General features: G+C 64.7%; 12 protein-coding genes. 6 read left to right on the top strand and 6 right to left on the bottom strand.

Going from position 1 to position 15,923, the window contains the following annotated elements:
• A partial coding sequence (locus AAF481_20095) for an ABC transporter permease (GenBank protein MEM7483467.1) occupies positions 1-919 on the bottom strand: 919 nt, incomplete at its 3' end.
• Positions 920-1,107: 188 nt separating this feature from the next.
• Between AAF481_20095 and AAF481_20090 the strand changes: the two genes are divergently transcribed.
• The 3 genes from AAF481_20090 (at position 1,108) to AAF481_20080 (ending at position 5,243) form a co-directional block, all read left to right on the top strand.
• The gene (locus tag AAF481_20090; GenBank protein ID MEM7483466.1) at positions 1,108-1,623 is read left to right on the top strand and encodes a hypothetical protein; all 516 of its coding nucleotides are present in this window, start codon (positions 1,108-1,110) and stop codon (positions 1,621-1,623) included.
• Positions 1,616-3,838, top strand: a complete 2,223-nt coding sequence (locus AAF481_20085) for an MMPL family transporter (GenBank protein MEM7483465.1) — start codon at positions 1,616-1,618, stop codon at positions 3,836-3,838. Before AAF481_20090 ends, AAF481_20085 begins: the two co-directional genes overlap by 8 nt.
• A gap of 256 nt (positions 3,839-4,094) precedes the next feature.
• The gene (locus AAF481_20080; protein MEM7483464.1) at positions 4,095-5,243 is read left to right on the top strand and encodes a hypothetical protein; all 1,149 of its coding nucleotides are present in this window, start codon (positions 4,095-4,097) and stop codon (positions 5,241-5,243) included.
• 99 nt (positions 5,244-5,342) lie between these two features.
• On the opposite strand, the gene AAF481_20075 is transcribed toward AAF481_20080, so the two are convergent.
• Together AAF481_20075 and trmH are read right to left on the bottom strand one after the other, a co-directional pair.
• Complete coding sequence (locus tag AAF481_20075) at positions 5,343-5,699, bottom strand: hypothetical protein (protein MEM7483463.1); 357 nt, start codon at positions 5,697-5,699, stop codon at positions 5,343-5,345.
• Positions 5,700-5,869: 170 nt separating this feature from the next.
• Positions 5,870-6,538 (bottom strand): tRNA (guanosine(18)-2'-O)-methyltransferase TrmH, encoded by a 669-nt coding sequence (gene trmH / locus AAF481_20070; GenBank protein MEM7483462.1) that lies wholly within the window; start codon positions 6,536-6,538, stop codon positions 5,870-5,872.
• Between the two features lie 406 nt (positions 6,539-6,944).
• Between trmH and AAF481_20065 the strand changes: the two genes are divergently transcribed.
• Positions 6,945-8,000 (top strand): class I fructose-bisphosphate aldolase, encoded by a 1,056-nt coding sequence (locus AAF481_20065; protein MEM7483461.1) that lies wholly within the window; start codon positions 6,945-6,947, stop codon positions 7,998-8,000.
• A gap of 8 nt (positions 8,001-8,008) precedes the next feature.
• Here the strand turns inward: AAF481_20065 and AAF481_20060 are convergent, their stop codons facing one another.
• Both AAF481_20060 and AAF481_20055 read right to left on the bottom strand, forming a co-directional pair.
• Positions 8,009-9,217, bottom strand: a complete 1,209-nt coding sequence (locus tag AAF481_20060; GenBank protein ID MEM7483460.1) for a patatin-like phospholipase family protein — start codon at positions 9,215-9,217, stop codon at positions 8,009-8,011.
• Positions 9,218-9,338: 121 nt separating this feature from the next.
• Positions 9,339-10,373, bottom strand: coding sequence for an NAD(P)-binding domain-containing protein (locus AAF481_20055; GenBank protein MEM7483459.1), 1,035 nt, complete (start codon positions 10,371-10,373; stop codon positions 9,339-9,341).
• A gap of 161 nt (positions 10,374-10,534) precedes the next feature.
• Between AAF481_20055 and AAF481_20050 the strand changes: the two genes are divergently transcribed.
• Positions 10,535-12,052, top strand: coding sequence for an NADH-ubiquinone oxidoreductase-F iron-sulfur binding region domain-containing protein (locus tag AAF481_20050; GenBank protein MEM7483458.1), 1,518 nt, complete (start codon positions 10,535-10,537; stop codon positions 12,050-12,052).
• Positions 12,053-12,083: 31 nt separating this feature from the next.
• Positions 12,084-14,882: a formate dehydrogenase subunit alpha gene (gene fdhF / locus AAF481_20045; protein MEM7483457.1), complete on the top strand. Its 2,799-nt coding sequence runs from the start codon at positions 12,084-12,086 to the stop codon at positions 14,880-14,882.
• 131 nt (positions 14,883-15,013) lie between these two features.
• On the opposite strand, the gene AAF481_20040 is transcribed toward fdhF, so the two are convergent.
• Positions 15,014-15,907 carry a lysophospholipase gene (locus AAF481_20040; protein ID MEM7483456.1) on the bottom strand — a complete coding sequence of 298 codons (894 nt, stop codon included), beginning with the start codon at positions 15,905-15,907 and terminating at the stop codon, positions 15,014-15,016.
• Between the last annotated feature and the right edge of the window lie 16 nt (positions 15,908-15,923).

Raw genomic sequence — 15,923 nt, 5'->3', positions numbered from 1 at the left:
CGCGCGCCATACCCGACAGCTTGGGGGGGGCGGTGAGATCTCTCGCCGGGGGGCGCGGGGGGTGGGTGTGCGGTTTTTCGGTCCGCCGGGCGCCCAGGATGGGTGGGGTGTCCTCGGTTTCGGGGTGGGGGGCTTCGGTGCAGTCCCGCCCGGCGCCCCCTTTTTGGGGGCTTTCCTTGTTTTTGGGTGGGGCGCGCCGGCGCCCCACGACCGTCAACTCTTCGGCGGCCCTCTCCAGTGTAGCCCCGGGCGCCAAGCGACCGATCAACTCGTAGATGCCCCAGGCTCGCCTCTGTACAAAGTCTTCACTGCCGAGGATGTCCCGCGAGGTGGTGGTGGCGACCCACAGATCGTAGGCGGTCGCCATGGATGGCCCATGGAATCCTCGCGGAGCGATGCCGATGACCGTAAAGGGAAGAGTGTTGAGCTGTACCGTCCTGCCGATCACTCCGCGATCGCCGCCGTATCGGCGCTGCCAGAGGCGGTGGCTGAGGATCACCTCGCGGCCGGGATTTTCTCCGAAAGTACGGCCGGCCGCCGCCCCGACCCCCAGACCGTCGAAGAAATTGCTGCTCACGAACTGGCCGAGCACCTGCTCCGGCCGTTCCCCGTCGGACAGTGCAACCTCAATCCAGGTGTGCGCTACGAGGTCCGAGAGGGATTCGGAAGCCGCCCTCAGGTCTTCGAAGTTGGGGTAGGACACCGGGTTGCGGATCGAGGGATCCTGGGTGTTGATCGCCGAGACAGCCACCAGGTCTTCGATCGACCGAACCGGCGGCGGGTTGAATAGCAGCCGATCGACCAGCACGAACACCGTGGCGTTGACGCCGATTCCGAGGGCCAGAGTCATCACCACGGCGAGGGCGAACAGGGGACCGCGGCGAAGGGTCCGGAAGGCGTGCTGAAGATCACGAAGCATTGCGAAATCCTCCCTTGGCCGCCGGTAGGCCGGGTTCGGCCGCCGGCCGGCTACTCCTCGGCCAGGACGGCTGGCGGCGGGACTTCATGGATCCTTGACGGTCAAAAGTTCACCTTTCTATAATAATCCAAGATTCAAAGAAAGGAACAAATCGGCAAATGCGGGAGGGTTCGACGCGGCAACGGATCATGTTCCTCTTCGCTCTCGCCTTGGGAGCGATCCTCTGGCAGGCCTTTCGCCTCACACCGCCGGAGCCGATTCGACAGCTAAACGCCTGGCGGGCCGGCGAACAGTTGTTACCCGCGGCGGTCCCCTCATGGCCCGAGGAGAACCCCCTTCTCTACCGAGGTGACCTTTCGGAGCGGCTCCGCAGCCGGTCGGTGTTGTGGCCCGCTCTCGAAGGGAATGGTACATCGGAAGAGTGCGAGCTGTTCATCCGCTTCTCGCTCCATCATTGGGTACGGCGACCCCTGTCGCGTCGCGACCTGGCCCTGCTGGCGGGCGCTTTGGAGAGGGATCCGTTGGGAGACTTCGCGGCGGATTCACCGCGCCTCGGCGAAGAGGTCGAGGTGAGGCGCGGGTCGATCGTCGCCACCGATCTGGTGGACGATGACGATGGCGACGGCGACCTTCTCGATGCCGGCGAACTCGGCTCCGGCCCGCTCGGCGCCGCGACCGTCAGCCTCTGCTCAGCCCGTGGCTAGTAGAGGACGTCGCTGGGCGGCGCGCCTCGGCCCGCTCGCGATCGTCGCCGGTTGTTCCGCTCTGGTCGTCTGGCTGGCGCTGGGCATCTCCGAAATCCGTATTCGGGTGGACGACCGTGAATTTCTGCCGCAGAGCAGCGCGGTGCTGGCGGTGGATGAGGAGATCCGCCAGCGCTTCGGCACCTATGAGCGAATCATCCTCGGCCTCGAAAGCCGCCATCGGCGAGTCGACGATCCGCGCTTCCGATCCGATTACCGCTTCTTCGTCGAGCGCCTAACGGAGAATCACAACATCGGAATGCTGCTGACGGACCGCCTCTATCGGGCGCGCTTCGATCCCCGATCCCGGCTGGACGCACCCTGGGTGTTGCGCCCGCCGAGAGCCGAGTGGGTAACGGCGGCGCTCACCGGTTCGGAACAGGTTCGGCGGTTGGCGGCGGACGATACGAGGCGCACGGCCTTCCTTGAGATCTCGGCCCTGTCGGGCACCGGTGTCCGTTCCCTACAGCCGCATATCGACCGCGCCTTCGCCGCCCTCGAAGTCCGGCGCCCGGGCGCCTACCGAGTGCGAATCGTCGGCCGTCAGATTGTTCTCAACGCCCTGGGAGAGGAGATTCTGCTCGATCTCCGGCGCATCTTGCCGTGGAGTTTCCTGGTGGTGTTTGCTCTCCTGTGGCTGGTTTTCCGCTCGCCGTCGCTGGCCCTGGTCTCGGTGCTCGATGTCGGCATGGCGGTGGTGTGCACCATCGGGGTGCTGCAGCGCCTGGACCTCGACCTGTCGTTGATGACCGCCCTCGTGCCGGTGCTGGTGACGGCTCTCGGCATCGCCGACGAAATCCACCTCTTCGGGGAATTCTTCCGCTTGCGCGAGCTGAACCCGCGGGCCGCCGTATCCTCTCTCGCCTGGCGAGCGGCGCGGCGGGTGTTTTTTCCGGTCACCGCCACCACACTCACCACCGTCATCGGTTTGGGATCGTTCCTGGCGACAGACGTCCCGGCGCTGCGCGCCTTTGGACTGCTAGCGAGCATCGGGGTGATTTTTTCGTGGTTCTTCACTCTCATCTTCATTCCGGTGCTGCTCGGAGGAATGCGCTGGTTGAAGGGACCCGAATGGGCGCGCCAGAGCCGCTCCTTGGTACTGCCGGCGGGGTGGGTGCGCCTTGCGCCGATCGCTCTTTCGCTGGTCATCCTGCCGGGCATTTTGCGGCTGCGTATCGACGACGGTTGGACCCGCAACTTCGACCCGGAGCATCCGGTGGTGCGGCAAGTCAACTGGTTTCAGGAGGAGTCCGTTGGCCTCTACCGCTACGACCTTTTGCTGGAGCGCCTCGACGGGCGACCCTGGACAGAACCGGAACTCCTCCTACAGCTCGCTCGTTTCGGCGACCGGGCGGCGTCGACCCCGCGAGTGCCCTTTGTCTACTCGCTGGCGGATCTGGTGCAAGATCGCGCCTGGGAGTTGGAGAGCGGCCTGGAGACGGCCGCAAGGATCGAGGATACCTTCCCGCGACCCCCGGTACCCGCCGGTAGGGAAGAGATCCGGCGTTTGTTGACCACCTACCGGTTGTTCAATGAAGAGATCTTCGTTCGCCTTTTCATCGACCGGCCGGAGACCACCGCCCGCTTGATGTTGTCGGTGACCGGCGACGACTACGAAGTCGCTGGCGATGCCCGCCGCGCCCTCGAACGGCTGGTCGAGGAAGAGTTCGGTGAGTCCGTGGCCGCCGCATTCGGCGGCAGCGCCGAGCGCGGGCGGGTCTTGATCGAAACGGTGGTCGAGACCCAGGGGCGCTCGGTGGCGGCCTCTCTCCTTCTCGCCTGGATCGCCCTCGGTGTCTCGTCGGGAAGGTGGTGGCAGTCGCTGCGCTGTCTTCTAGCGGTGCTCTGGGCCCTGGCCCTGGTGCTCGGCCTGGCCGGTTGGGTCGGTTTGGAGTTGGGGGTCGCCTCGTCCTGCTTCCTGGCCCTCGGCATGGGAGTGGGTCTCGACTACACCATTCACCTGGCCTTCGGCTACGGGAGTTCCGGAGCTCTCGGGCGGCGGGTGATGACCAATGTGGCCGTCGTCGGTATCGGCTTGAGCGTGCTGCTGTTCTCGAGCAATCCCACCGTCGCCAAGCTCGGTCTGCTGGTGGTTTTGAGCATGGTCGCCTCGGGCTATTCGGCCTTCGTGTTCTTCGGTCGGGAGCGGTCGCGCGAGGCGACCCCAGCCCGTTGAACCGATCCCTCGGCGGACGAAACCTTCCGGCTCCGTCCGTCCCCTAAGATGAGAGAAACACCAACGCGACGAGGTTCCAGACGGACGACAGCGCGAGATCCGAGCACTGGAATTCAGGGACTGGAGGGGGATAGGAATGTTAGAGCGCAAATCACTGACGAGTTGGGTCGCTGGTGTGGCCATGGGGTGTGTAGTCGTTGTCGGATCGGCGGTCTCGGCGGAGGAACTGGCCCCCTGTCCACTGGGATCCGCGCGAGTGGCCAAGGCCTTTTTCGATGCCGGAGGGACGGAGCGGGACCGAGTGCGTTTGCGGCAAACGCTCACCGTCCGGGTCGCCGGCCTCGGCGATCTGTACGAACACGCTCGCTGTCTCGAGGCGCGCGACGGGCGTTCGCGGTCGGTGGTGTTGTTCCTGAACGATCGCGCCTTTCCCGGCGTGACGGCCTGGCCGCAGACCGATCCGGCGGCCGGCGAGTTGAGGTTCTCGCTGCGCCGCGAGATCGATGCGGGGGAAGAACAGGAGTCGGCGCGGGAGGCCTGGATCGCAGTGCTCGGCAAGCCGCGGTTCCGGGCCCGCACCATGCGGGTGTCGGTGGGTCTCGACGATCAGGTACCCCTCCCATCGGACGCCACCGTTGATTTCTTGGCGCTGCCGCGCGGTTGGCTGGCCTTCTGGGGCGTCGCCTTCGTCGGGTTGCTGATCGTTTTTTTTCTTTTGGCCACCCGCAGCAATGTACTGCGGGATCCCGGCGAAGAGCCCGGTGGCGATGCCCGGCGGCCGTACAGCCTGTCGCGGCTGCAGGCGGCGGTGTGGTTCTTCCTGGTGCTCGCCTGCTATCTGTTGATCGGCATGGTGACCGGCGACTACAGCTCGTCGATCACCGGCACGGTAGTGGCGCTCCTCGCCATTAGCGGCGGGACGTCCATCGCATCGGCGTTCGTCGACAAGGGGAAGGAGGCTCAGCTAGACGCTCCGCTGGCCGCCGCCACGGCGCAGGCCGTCCAGCTCAAACTGTCCTCCGCCCGGGCGAAGCTCGCCGATCTGGCGCAGGAAACCGCCGATCTGCCGAAGGCCGGCTCAGCGGCCGATGTGCAGGCCAAGGTCGCCGAAGGGCGTGCCTTGACCCGGCAGGTCAAGGCCCATGAGTCTCAGCTCGCCAAGATCCAGCACCGCTCCGAAGGCTGGCTGCTCGACATCTTGAGCGATGCCAACGGCGTCAGCTTTCACCGTTTCCAGATTGCCGCCTGGACGTTGGTGCTGGCGGTGGTGTTCGCGGCCCACGTCTACCGCGACCTCGCCATGCCGCAGTTCAGCGAAACCCTGCTCGCCCTGATGGGCATCAGCTCCGGCACCTACCTGGGACTGAAGGTACCGGAGCCGACGGTGCCGAACCAGGGGCCCTAGCCCAATAGATCTCCTACCCGCCGGGCTGTGGGACCCTTAGCCGACGGCGGGCGTCGACCTTGGGTTCTGGCCTTAGACAGCGGCGTCAAAAGCGATTCGTCATTCTTCGACGTACTCGCATTCTTGTCCGCAGACCTCCGCGCAGTACGATCCGCAGCTACTCTGGGAGCCGCAACACTCGTCCGTCGTGCCGTTCCCACAATCGATGTCGTACCACTCGCAGAATGCATTGCCTTCACCGCTCGGCCGCAGAAGACTGACCTTGGACCTTGGAGCTTCGGGCTTGATTGCGGCGAGGAATTCCGCCTCAGTGAGGGGTTCCAACTCGGTCGCGGTCATCGCGGGGTCGTCGGCGAGGGCGTTGATCAAGCAGTTGCCGGCGTCCTCGGCGAGGGCGGGAAGGGAGATCAGGGCGGTGAGCAGGATCAGCAGTAGGGAAAGTCGGCTCAGCTTCATGGCGTTCTCCTATAGGTCGTGAAAAGATGGGTCAGCATTAAATGCATTTAAATCAAAAGCAAGTTATATTTATTTATACATTTGGTCATGAAAGCTCGGCACGGGCTGCCGACGGCGAAATCCTCTTGGGATTTCGGTAACGGGTGTGCTGGGAGGGCCGGAGGGTCGGCCTAGCCGCGCGGTACGTCGCCCAACAGGTCGCCGTCTTCGCCCAGCTCCGGGTAGTCCACCTTGTGGCGTCGGCAGCGCTCCGCCAACACCGGGTACGCCCACTCGAACAGGGTGCGCCGGTAGACCTCCGGGTCCAGCCGGCAGCGGTCGTAGAGGCCGGCGGCGGCGCGCTGGCGCTGGGCCTCGAACAGGATCAGCGCCGCCGCCACGGAGACGTTCAAGGACGGCACCATGCCGAACATCGGAATGACGATCCAGCCGTCCGCCCCGGCGGCGGCGTTGACCGAAACACCGTCCTTCTCCTGGCCCAGGAGGACCGCCGTCGGGCGGGTGAAGTCCGCCTGGCGGTAGTCGATGGCACCCTCCGCCGGGTGAGCGGCGAGCACCTGGAATTCTTCCGCCTTGAGCGCCCCGAGGGCGTGTTGGATGTTGTCGTGGGAGCGTACTTTGAGCCATTTGCCGGCGCCGCTGGTGACGGCATTGTGCAGCTTAGGCCGGTCGCCGGTGGGGGTAATGGCGTGGGCCTCGCAGATCCCCACCGCGTCGCAACTGCGCAGGATGGCTGAGAAGTTGTGCGGCTTATGGACGTTCTCGAGCAGAACCGTCAGGTCCGGCTGGCGGCGGTCGAGGACCTCTCGCACCCGGGCGAAGCGTTCGGGGGTGGTCATCGGATGGGGCTCCCAGAGATGGAAAAATGCCTGCTAAACTGGCCTCTCAGGCTGCGGGTGGAAGGAATCGCCATCAGCCATTTTTTCGATCGTTCGTTCCGTCCATGTAGGCCCGCGACTTGCCACCGAAGCCAAGCGGGTGCTGTAAACCAACCTAACGAGTACGCTGTCCCGAGCCCGGCGGGCGAGGCGGCGGCGTAGCCGTCGCGGACGGGGTGAGCGTGAAAAGACCAGGCTTTCGCGTGAGGGGGCGCCCAGCCCCCTAAAAACAACACGCTAGCAGACCTGCTGAGATCATGCGCGAAGCGCCTTCTCTGCAGTCTGCTAGCTATCAGACTTCGACGGCTACTTGGAAACCGACCGCAGTTTGCGATCCGGTTCGGGCGGGTGCCGAGGGGGGAGACTCATGACCATCGACCGCATTCAGGAACTGCTCGGCGACGAAGCCGACGCCCTGCTCCAGCACACCTGTGCCGTTCCGAAGAGCGATCTCTATCTGCCCGGTCCGAGCCACACGGACGATGCCTGGCGCGATTCCGACCGCAAACCGCAGGTTCTGGTCAACCTGGAGCGGATGCACAACACCGGTCGCCTGGCGGGTACCGGTTACCTCTCCATCCTGCCGGTGGACCAGGGCATCGAACACTCCGGCGCCGCCTCCTTCGCCCCCAACCCGGCGTACTTCGATCCGGCGATGATTGTGGAGTTGGCGATCGAGGGCGGCTGCAACGCGGTGGCGTCGAGCGTCGGCGTGCTGGGGGCGGTGGCTCGCAAGTACGCCCACAAGATTCCCTTCCTGGTGAAGCTCAACCACAACGAGATGCTCACCATCCCGTCGAGCTATCACCAGATCCTGTTCGCTCAGGTGGAGCAGGCCTGGGATATGGGCGCCGCCGCCGTCGGCGCCACCATCTACTTTGGCAGCGAGGATTGCGACCGCGAGCTGGTCGAAATCGCCGAGGCCTTCGCCCAGGCTCACGAGCTGGGATTGTCGACGGTGCTGTGGTGCTACCTGCGCAACAGCGGGTTCAAGAAGGACGGGACCGACTATCATGCGGCGGCGGATCTCACCGGCCAGGCGAACCACCTCGGCGTGACCCTGCAGGCGGACATCATCAAGCAGAAGTTGGCGACCAACAACGGTGGCTACCCGGCGATCGGCTTCGGCCACACCCACGACCGGGTGTACGGTGATCTGGTACCGGACCATCCGATCGATCTGGTGCGCTGGCAGGTGGTGAACTGCTACTCCGGCCGGGCCAGCCTGATCAACTCTGGCGGCGCCTCGTCCGGCGCCAGCGACCTCGCGGACGCGGTGCGCACGGCGGTGATCAACAAACGCGCCGGCGGCGCCGGCCTGATCTCCGGCCGCAAGGCCTTCCAGCGGCCGATGGCCGAGGGAGTGGAGCTGCTGAACGCCATCCAGGACGTGTATCTGGAGGCTGGCGTGACGGTGGCGTAGCCTCTCCGTCAGGCGGGCCGCTGCGCCCGCCCGCCATCTACCAAGGCGAGGAGCTCCTCGATCCGGGCCTCGGCGTCGTTCTCGCCGATTTCGACTAGCTTTTGTAGGTAGTCCGGCTGGAACATCAACAGCGACAGGAAATCCGGGCTCTTGGTCTCGCGGGTGCCGAGGCCGCGGGTGAGGAAGCGGAAGACCTTGGGCAGCCGCACTTCATACTGACCGGCGAGCTTGCCGAGGTCGACAGACGGCCGCATTACCTGCACCTCCACGTGGTGCAGGTCCTTGCCATGGTCCGGCGGCAGGTCGGCGATCACCTGGTTCATCAACTGCAGTCGCGATAGATCCTGGTCCATCAGGTCCAGAAAGATGGCGTTCATCAGCAATCCGAGGATCTGCGCCGGCGGCGGGTAGCCGGTGATGTTCGGCTCGTCCGCCTCGGCGCGGCTGCGGTCGTAGCGGGTGGAAATGGCCAGCACCCGTGAAGCGCCCAGGTGGAGCGCCGGTGACAGCGGTGCCGTCAGCCGCACTCCGCCGTCGCCGTGCCAGGAGTTGCCCAACCGGATGGCCGGAAAGAGGAGCGGCAGGGCGGCCGAGGCCATCACGTGGTCGATGGTCATGCGGCAGCGGGCGCTCTTGCGGTGGGGTCGCTCCCAGTCTTCGATGTCGCGCCCCTGGTACCAGGTGACCGTCTGGCCGGTGGCGTAGTCGAGGGTGGTCAGAGCCACCGCCTTGAGGCGTTCTGCCGTCAGGTTCGCCTCCACTCCCACCACTTCCCGGCCAACGTTGGTCAGGCAGTTCGCCAGCAGGCGGTCGAGGGGCGCGGTGTCAACCAGCGCTCTGACCCGACGGGCTCGGCGGGCACCGCCGGTGACCAGCCGCAGGCCCCAGGCGAGCACTAGGCGGCTCAGGGACGGGGCGTCCACCCGGAAGACTTCGTCCACTTCTAGGTCTTCCCAAAGCTGATGGAGTCCCTCGGCGGTCTCGTAGAGATTGCCGGCGTGGGACGCCAGGTAAATGGCGTTGATGGCGCCGGCGGAAACGCCGGTGATGATCGGGATGCGCAGGTCCGGCCGGTGTCGCGCCAGAGTGCGGATCACTCCCACCTGGTAGGCCGCCCGGGCACCGCCGCCGCCTAGCACGATGGCGAGATCCGCGGTCGGCGAAGCCTCCTCCGGCGGGGAGGACTGCGGTGAAGCGGAGGGCGACGCGGTAGGCACGGCGCGGGTAGCATACCGCCCATGTTCAGGACGTTGCGAAGACTGCTGACGTTCGCTGTCCCGGTGCCGATCCTGGCGGTAGCTCTCGAGTCTGCCGAGCTGTCGGCCCTGGCGCCGGAAGTCAGCTCTCCGGCAGCTCGTACTCCGGAGCCGCGGAGCCCGGCGGCCGCCGACCGGTGAGGGAGGCGACGATCCGGTCCACATGCACGTGACTGGTCTCGATGAAGGCCTTGACGCCGGCGAGCTGGGTGCCCGCCGCACCGGTGCCGGCGACGTAGAGCCCCGGCACGTCGGTCTCCATGGTGGCCTCGTCGTAGCGAGGTTTCTTGCCGGGACCTTGGAGGGCAATGCCCGCTCCCTCGTACAGACTCGCGTCCTGCACGTAGCCGGTGAGGAGCAGGACGAAGTCCGCCTCGATCTCTTCTCGCTTGCCGCTCTCGATGTGCTCGAGCACCACCCGTTCCGGCTGGATCTCGACGGGTGAGGTTGCCGGCAGGAAGGGTACCCGCCGGTCGCGGATCAGCGCCCGGATGTCCGGCAGCAGCCAGAATTTGATGCGGTCCGGGTCGAGATCCGGTCCGCGGTAGGAGAGGGTCGGCTGGGCACCTACCCGGTGGAGGCGGATCACCGCCTCGACGGCGGAATTCTTGCCGCCCACCACCAGCACTCGGTTCTTGAAGTAGCGGTGCGGATCCTCGAAGTAGTGGCTGACGTGCGGTAGATCCTCGCCGGGGATCCCTAGCCGCCGCGGCAGATGCATGTCGCCGATGGCGAGTACCACCTTCTCTGCCGTCCAGGTACGTTGACCGCTTCGGCCTTCGGTCGATACCCGAAAACCGCCGTTCCCTTGTTTGTCGATGGCGGTCACCCGTTCGTAGGTCCGCACGTTGAGGTCGAATTGCTGCACCACGGTCCGCAGGTAGAGAAGGTATTCCTCGCGGGTCGCCTTGGACTGGTCGCGCGTCTGGAGCGGAACGCCGGCGATGGCGATGCGCTCCGGCGAGGAGAAAAAATGCGTGTCCGGTGCGTACCAACCAATGGTCGAACCGATCGAGGCGGCTTCGAAATGGAGGTGGGAAATGCCCTCCCGCTGGAGCGCGACGGCGGTTTCCAGGCCGATCGGCCCGGCGCCCACGATGATGACTTCTGTTTCCATGTTCGCGTTCTCGGAGTCTTGCCCTACGGATCGGGAGTCGGGCCCTGGGTCGCGAGCGAGTGTATCTGTTCCTTCGGTGTGGAGACGTCTACGAAAAGGTCTTTGGCTCATTCTTCTCTGCCACTTCGTGGCGAGAGGGACGGGCTATACTTCAGAACGATATGTTGCCCAAAGGAGCGCGACGCGAAGAAGTGCTGGAGCGGCTGGAAGAGGCCGGTGGACTGCGCCCCGGTGCGGTGCGCCAGGTGCATCGCGAAACCGGCGTTCCGGAGGCGGATATTTACGGTGTCGCCACCTTCTACCACCTGCTGGCGGATCCCAATGCCGGTGTGCGGGTGTGCCACGGCCTTTCCTGCGCCCTCGCCGGCTGCGAGGGTGTGATGTCCGCCCTCGAAACCCAGGGCACCGACGCGGCCTATGCCTCGTGCTTGGGCTTGTGCGATCAGGCGCCGGCGATTTGGCAACCGCATGTCGACAATCCGGAACCTATCTGCACTCTCACCCCGGACGATCCGGAACTGCCGATGAATCTTGCCGGCGCAGACAAACAAGCCTGGGGAGCGCTGCCGCTGGCTCTGGAGCGCGGTGCCGATTGGGTGTGCGAAGAAGTCGAGGCGGCCGGCCTCCAGGGGCGGGGCGGCGCCGGTTTCCCGGCTCACATCAAATGGAACGCCGTGCGCGGCCAGGCGGTGACGGAACGCTACGTGGTGCTCAACGCCGACGAGGGCGAGCCCGGTACCTTCAAGGATCGCGAGGTGATGCTGCGGCGTCCCCACCTGGTGCTTGAAGGTCTCGCCATCGCCGCCCACACCCTGGGTGCCCAGGACATCTATCTCTACATCCGCGGCGAGTTCGGTCTGCCCCGGAAGCGCCTGGAGGCCGCGTTGGCCGAAGCCACCGCTCGAGGCGATCTCGATGATTCCCTCGTCTGGCACTTCGTGGACGGCCACGGCGCCTACATCTGCGGTGAGGAGACGGCGCTTTTGGAGGCTCTCGAAGGCAAGCGCGGCATGCCGCGCCTCAAGCCGCCGTTCCCGGTGGAGCAGGGCTTCCGCGGCAAGCCGACGTTGATCCAGAACGTCGAGACCATCGCCTGCGTGCCGGCGATCCTCCAGCGCGGCGGGAGATGGTTCAGAGATCTCGGGCGGACGGCGCCGGGCAGCAAGCTCTACTGCATTTCCGGCGATGTCGCCCGGCCGGGGGTCTACGAGCTGCCGCTGGGGGTTTCCATGGCCGAATTGCTGGCGGCCGCCGGCGGCCCCGTCGGCACCCTCAAGGCCTTCTCGCCGGGCGGTGCGTCGAGCGGTTTTCTGCCGGCTTCGCAGATGGACATCGCAATGGACTTCAAGACCCTCGGTGAAGCCGGCTCGATGCTCGGCTCCGCCGGGGTAGTGGTCTTGAACGATGAGGCGAGCATGCTCGAAGCGGCGATCTCCCAGGCGATCTTCTTCGAAGACGAAAGCTGCGGCCAGTGCGCCCCCTGCCGCATCGGCACCCAAATGATCCGGCAAGCACTGGCGCGATTCCGGGACGATCGCACCTCGGTGGCGGCTCTGGAGCATCTGCAGGAGGTGTCCTGGGGCATGGCCGAGGCGAGCATCTGCGGCCTGGGTCAGGCGGCGTCGCTGCCGTTGACCTCAGCGAGAAAGTACTGGCCGGAAGAGTTTGGACGTTCGTAGTGTTGGAAGAAGCGAACTGAGGAAGGACCCGATGAGCAAGAACAACGGCAAAGCGCATGCGAATCCTGGCGACCGTCCGATGCTGGTGCTCGACGGCAACGAGCTAACCTTCGAGGAGGGGGAAACCCTCGTCCAGGTAGCGGCCCGGGCGGAGATCGAGATCCCCACCCTGTGCCATGATCCGCGCCTCACTCCGGCGGCGGCTTGCCGCATCTGTCTGGTCGAGGTGGAGGGGGCGCGGCTGATGCAGCCGGCCTGCGCCACCAAGGCCCGGGCCGGGATGGTGGTGCGCACCCAAACGCCGAAGGTGGAGCGCAACCGTCGCTTCATCCTGTCCCTCCACCTGGCGGACACGGTGGACGAACGCGAGCGGGCCGAGGACAACAATCCCTCGCGCATCTTCGAGCACGCCGACGCCTACGGTACCGCCGGGGAGTGGCCGTCCGTGGAAACTCCGCGCCAGGGTCGCCCGGAGGACGAAAACCCCTTCATCCAGTTCCGGCCGGACCGCTGCATCGCCTGTTCGCTGTGCACCCGCTACTGCGACCAGGTGGAGGCGGTTTCCGCCATCACCCTGGCCGGTCGCGGCGCCCACACCACCATTTCCACAGCCGACCGCGCCGGTTTGATGGACACCACCTGCGAGCTGTGCGGCGGCTGTGTCGACGTCTGCCCGACCGGCGCCATGACCGAGAAGCAGGCCATCCTCTACGGCAAGGCCGAGAGTGAACTCGAGAAGGTGCGCACCACCTGTAACTTCTGCGGCGTCGGCTGCCAGATCGATTTGAACGTCGATCGCGAGGCGGAGCGCATTGTCAAGGTCACCAGCCCGCCGCCGGGCACAACCTTGAACGACGGCAATCTGTGCGTCAAAGGGCGCTTCGCCAACGACTTCATCCACCACGACGACCGCCTGACCACGCCGCTGGTGCGTGGCGCCGACGGTGAGTTCCACGAGGCCACCTGGGACGAGGCCCTCGATCGGGTGGTGGAGGGCATCGCCGGCGTCTCCGAGCGCCACGGCGCAGACTCCCTGGCCTTCATCAGTTCCAGCCGCTGCACCGTGGAGGAGAACTACCTAGTGCAGAAGATGGCGCGGGCGGCCTTTCGAACACACAACGTCCATCAGTGTGCCGCCACTTGACACGCTCCCACGGTCGCCGGTCTGGTGACCACGTTTGGGGCCGGGGCGATGACCAACTCGATCCCGGAGATACGCGAGGCGGACTTCTTGTTCGTCACCGGATCGAACACCACCGAGGCGCATCCCATCATCGCCATGGAGATGAAGCGGGCGGTGCAGCGCGGTGCCAAGCTGGCGGTTTCTGATCCCCGTGCCATCTGGCTGACGGATATCGCCGACTGGCACCTCCAACTCGAACCCGGGACGGACGTGTGGCTGTTGAATGCCATGGCCCACGTCATCGTGGAGGAAGGTCTGGTGGACCGGGAGTTCGTCGCCACCAATACCGAAGGCTACGAGTCGGTGCGCGACACGGTGAAGGACTACCCGCCGGAGGAGGCGGAGAAGATCACCGGCGTGCCGGCCGAGATGATCCGCGAGGTGGCCCGCACCTATGCCACCACCGAGAAAGCGGGTATCTACTACACCCTCGGCATTACCGAGCACACCACCGGCACGGACAACGTCTTTGCCCTTTCCAACCTGGTGTTGATGACCGGTCACCTGGGCAAACGCTCCACCGGTCTGAATCCGCTGCGTGGCCAGAACAACGTGCAGGGCGCCAATGACGCCGGAGCGACGCCAATCTACTATCCCGGCTACCAAGAAGTGATCGACCCCGAAGTGCGCGAGAAGTTCGAGCGCGCCTGGGGAGTTCCTCAGGGAGAGGAGCCGGGTCTCAACCTGAACGAGATGATGAAGGCGATGTCCCTCGGCGAGATCAAGGGCATGTTCCTGATGGGCGAGGACATCGTGATCTCCGAACCCAACGTGGGGCGGGTGGAGGAGGCCTTGAACGGCATCGAGTTCTTGGTGGTGCAGGACATTTTTCTCAACGAAACTTGTCGCTGGGCGGACGTGATTCTACCGGCGGCCTGCTTCGCCGAGAAGGACGGGGTGTTCACCAATTCGGATCGCCGAGTGCAGAAGGTGCGCAAAGCGATCGACGCCCCCGGCCAGGCCCGGCCCGACTGGGAGATCCTGCTGGACATTATGAAGCGGGCCGGTCTGGAGCAGCCGGAGTACTCGAATCCTTCGGAAATCTACGCCGAGATGGCGGCTCTGGCTCCGAAATTCTCGGGCATTTCACACCAGCGGGTGGAGAGCGAGGGTGGCCTGCAGTGGCCGGTGCCGACGGCCGAATCACCGAGCGCCGAGTATCTGCACAAGGGCGGCGTTTTGCGCGGCAAGGGGTTGTTCCAGGCGGTGGACTTCCGGCCGCCCTTCGAGTGCGCGGATCCGGAGTACCCGCTGGTACTTTCGACCGGCCGCACGCTCTACCACTACAACGCCGCCACCCAAACTCGCCGCAATGAGGGGTTGGCCGGGAAGCAGCCGGAGGCGTTCGTGGAGGTCCATCGCTCGAATGCTCGCAAGCTCGGCATCGAGGATGGGCAACTGGTGGATGTGGTGAGCCGTCGCGGGCGGGTGCGCTGCCGCGCCATGGTCAGCCGTCAGGTGCGGCCGAACAGCATCTGGATGCCTTTCCACTTCCCGGAAGCGCGCACCAATTACCTGACGACCGATGCCGGTGATGCGGTGACCGGGACCGGGGAGTACAAGGTTTGCGCGGCGCGCATTGAGCCGGTGGAAGACTCGGTGGTGGAGAACCTCTTCCGCGGGGCGTTTGCGCTGGCTGGCGAGTAGGGAGACCGGCCCGATCTCCGCCTTCGGCAAGATCGGTGATCATTGAGCTTTCTCCTCTACCGGTGGTTGGTTGGCTGGTGGCTCGTACCAACTTCATTCCCTGACGTGGCGGAAAACGGAATGACGGGGGTCTAGGCTATTTGAGGATTCTCGAGCTGCTGATCGATCCAAACCTCCATCTTGTCTACGAGATCTTCCCAGCCTGGTTCGTTCAGCACCTCATGGCGCAAGGAAGGCAGGCGAAGGCACCGGCTGCTGGGCGATGCCGTAGCCTGGAATAGACCAAAAGCAGTTTCTGGAACCGCGATTGGATCCTCGAGGCCAAGCGCCAAGAACATTGGCGTGCCGATCCGTCGGCGGTTCGATAGAACAAATCGCTGCTCTTTCTCCGTTTCAAGATACCAACGGATGTTCAGCTTTCGAAGGATAAGTCTGTCTTTTCGATATCTGTCTCCGACCGAAGGGTCACGGCTTAGGAAGGACGGGTCGATCCGCCCGGGGATACTCAATCTAGGGAAGATTTTGGCAGCCCGCCGCAGAACGAACTCCAAGATTCGAGGTGCCTTGATGTTGGATTCAAGAAATGGATTGCTTAGGATGACGCCTGATAGAGGGATGTTGGGTCGAAGGATGTAGCCCAGGCAAATTAGACCGCCTAGGCTGTGGCCAAGCAAGAAAAGGGGTGTCTTTAGGGAGCCGGAGTCTTTGTGTCCGTTTGTGCCGAGCTTTTCTTCCTTCTGGGTTGTTTTTATTATGTTTACTAGGTCTGAGAGGTAGTCATTGAACGATCTGACGTAGCCCCTAGGTCCTTCCGATGAGCCGTGTCCTCTCAAGTCGAAAAGATGACAGTCGATTCTCGCTTTCGAAAGTCGCGAGATGACGTGGGAGTATCTCCCCTTGTGCTCTCCATAGCCGTGGACAACAACGATGCGGGCTTTTGGCTTCGTGATGCCGGTGTTTTCGGTCGCAAGGCTGATTCCGTCCGAGGTGATGTATCGCCTCTCGTTGCGATCTGGTTCGTTCATGGACTGGATCTTTTAT

The organism is Acidobacteriota bacterium (genome assembly GCA_039030395.1).
Taxonomy (GTDB): Bacteria; Acidobacteriota; Thermoanaerobaculia; order Multivoradales; family JBCCEF01; genus JBCCEF01.
The sequence above is the reverse complement of the archived record's forward strand: the minus strand, read 5'-3'. Positions and strand labels throughout refer to the sequence as shown.

Excerpts from the sequence above, each read along its gene's own strand:
- AAF481_20065 (MEM7483461.1), top strand. The coding sequence starts at position 6,945 with ATGACCATCGACCGCATTCAGGAACTGCTCGGCGACGAAGCCGACGCC.
- AAF481_20050 (MEM7483458.1), top strand. The coding sequence starts at position 10,535 with ATGTTGCCCAAAGGAGCGCGACGCGAAGAAGTGCTGGAGCGGCTGGAA.
- AAF481_20090 (MEM7483466.1), top strand. The coding sequence starts at position 1,108 with ATGTTCCTCTTCGCTCTCGCCTTGGGAGCGATCCTCTGGCAGGCCTTT.
- AAF481_20040 (MEM7483456.1), bottom strand. The coding sequence starts at position 15,907 with ATGAACGAACCAGATCGCAACGAGAGGCGATACATCACCTCGGACGGA.
- AAF481_20075 (MEM7483463.1), bottom strand. The coding sequence starts at position 5,699 with ATGAAGCTGAGCCGACTTTCCCTACTGCTGATCCTGCTCACCGCCCTG.
- trmH (MEM7483462.1), bottom strand. The coding sequence starts at position 6,538 with ATGACCACCCCCGAACGCTTCGCCCGGGTGCGAGAGGTCCTCGACCGC.
- AAF481_20055 (MEM7483459.1), bottom strand. The coding sequence starts at position 10,373 with ATGGAAACAGAAGTCATCATCGTGGGCGCCGGGCCGATCGGCCTGGAA.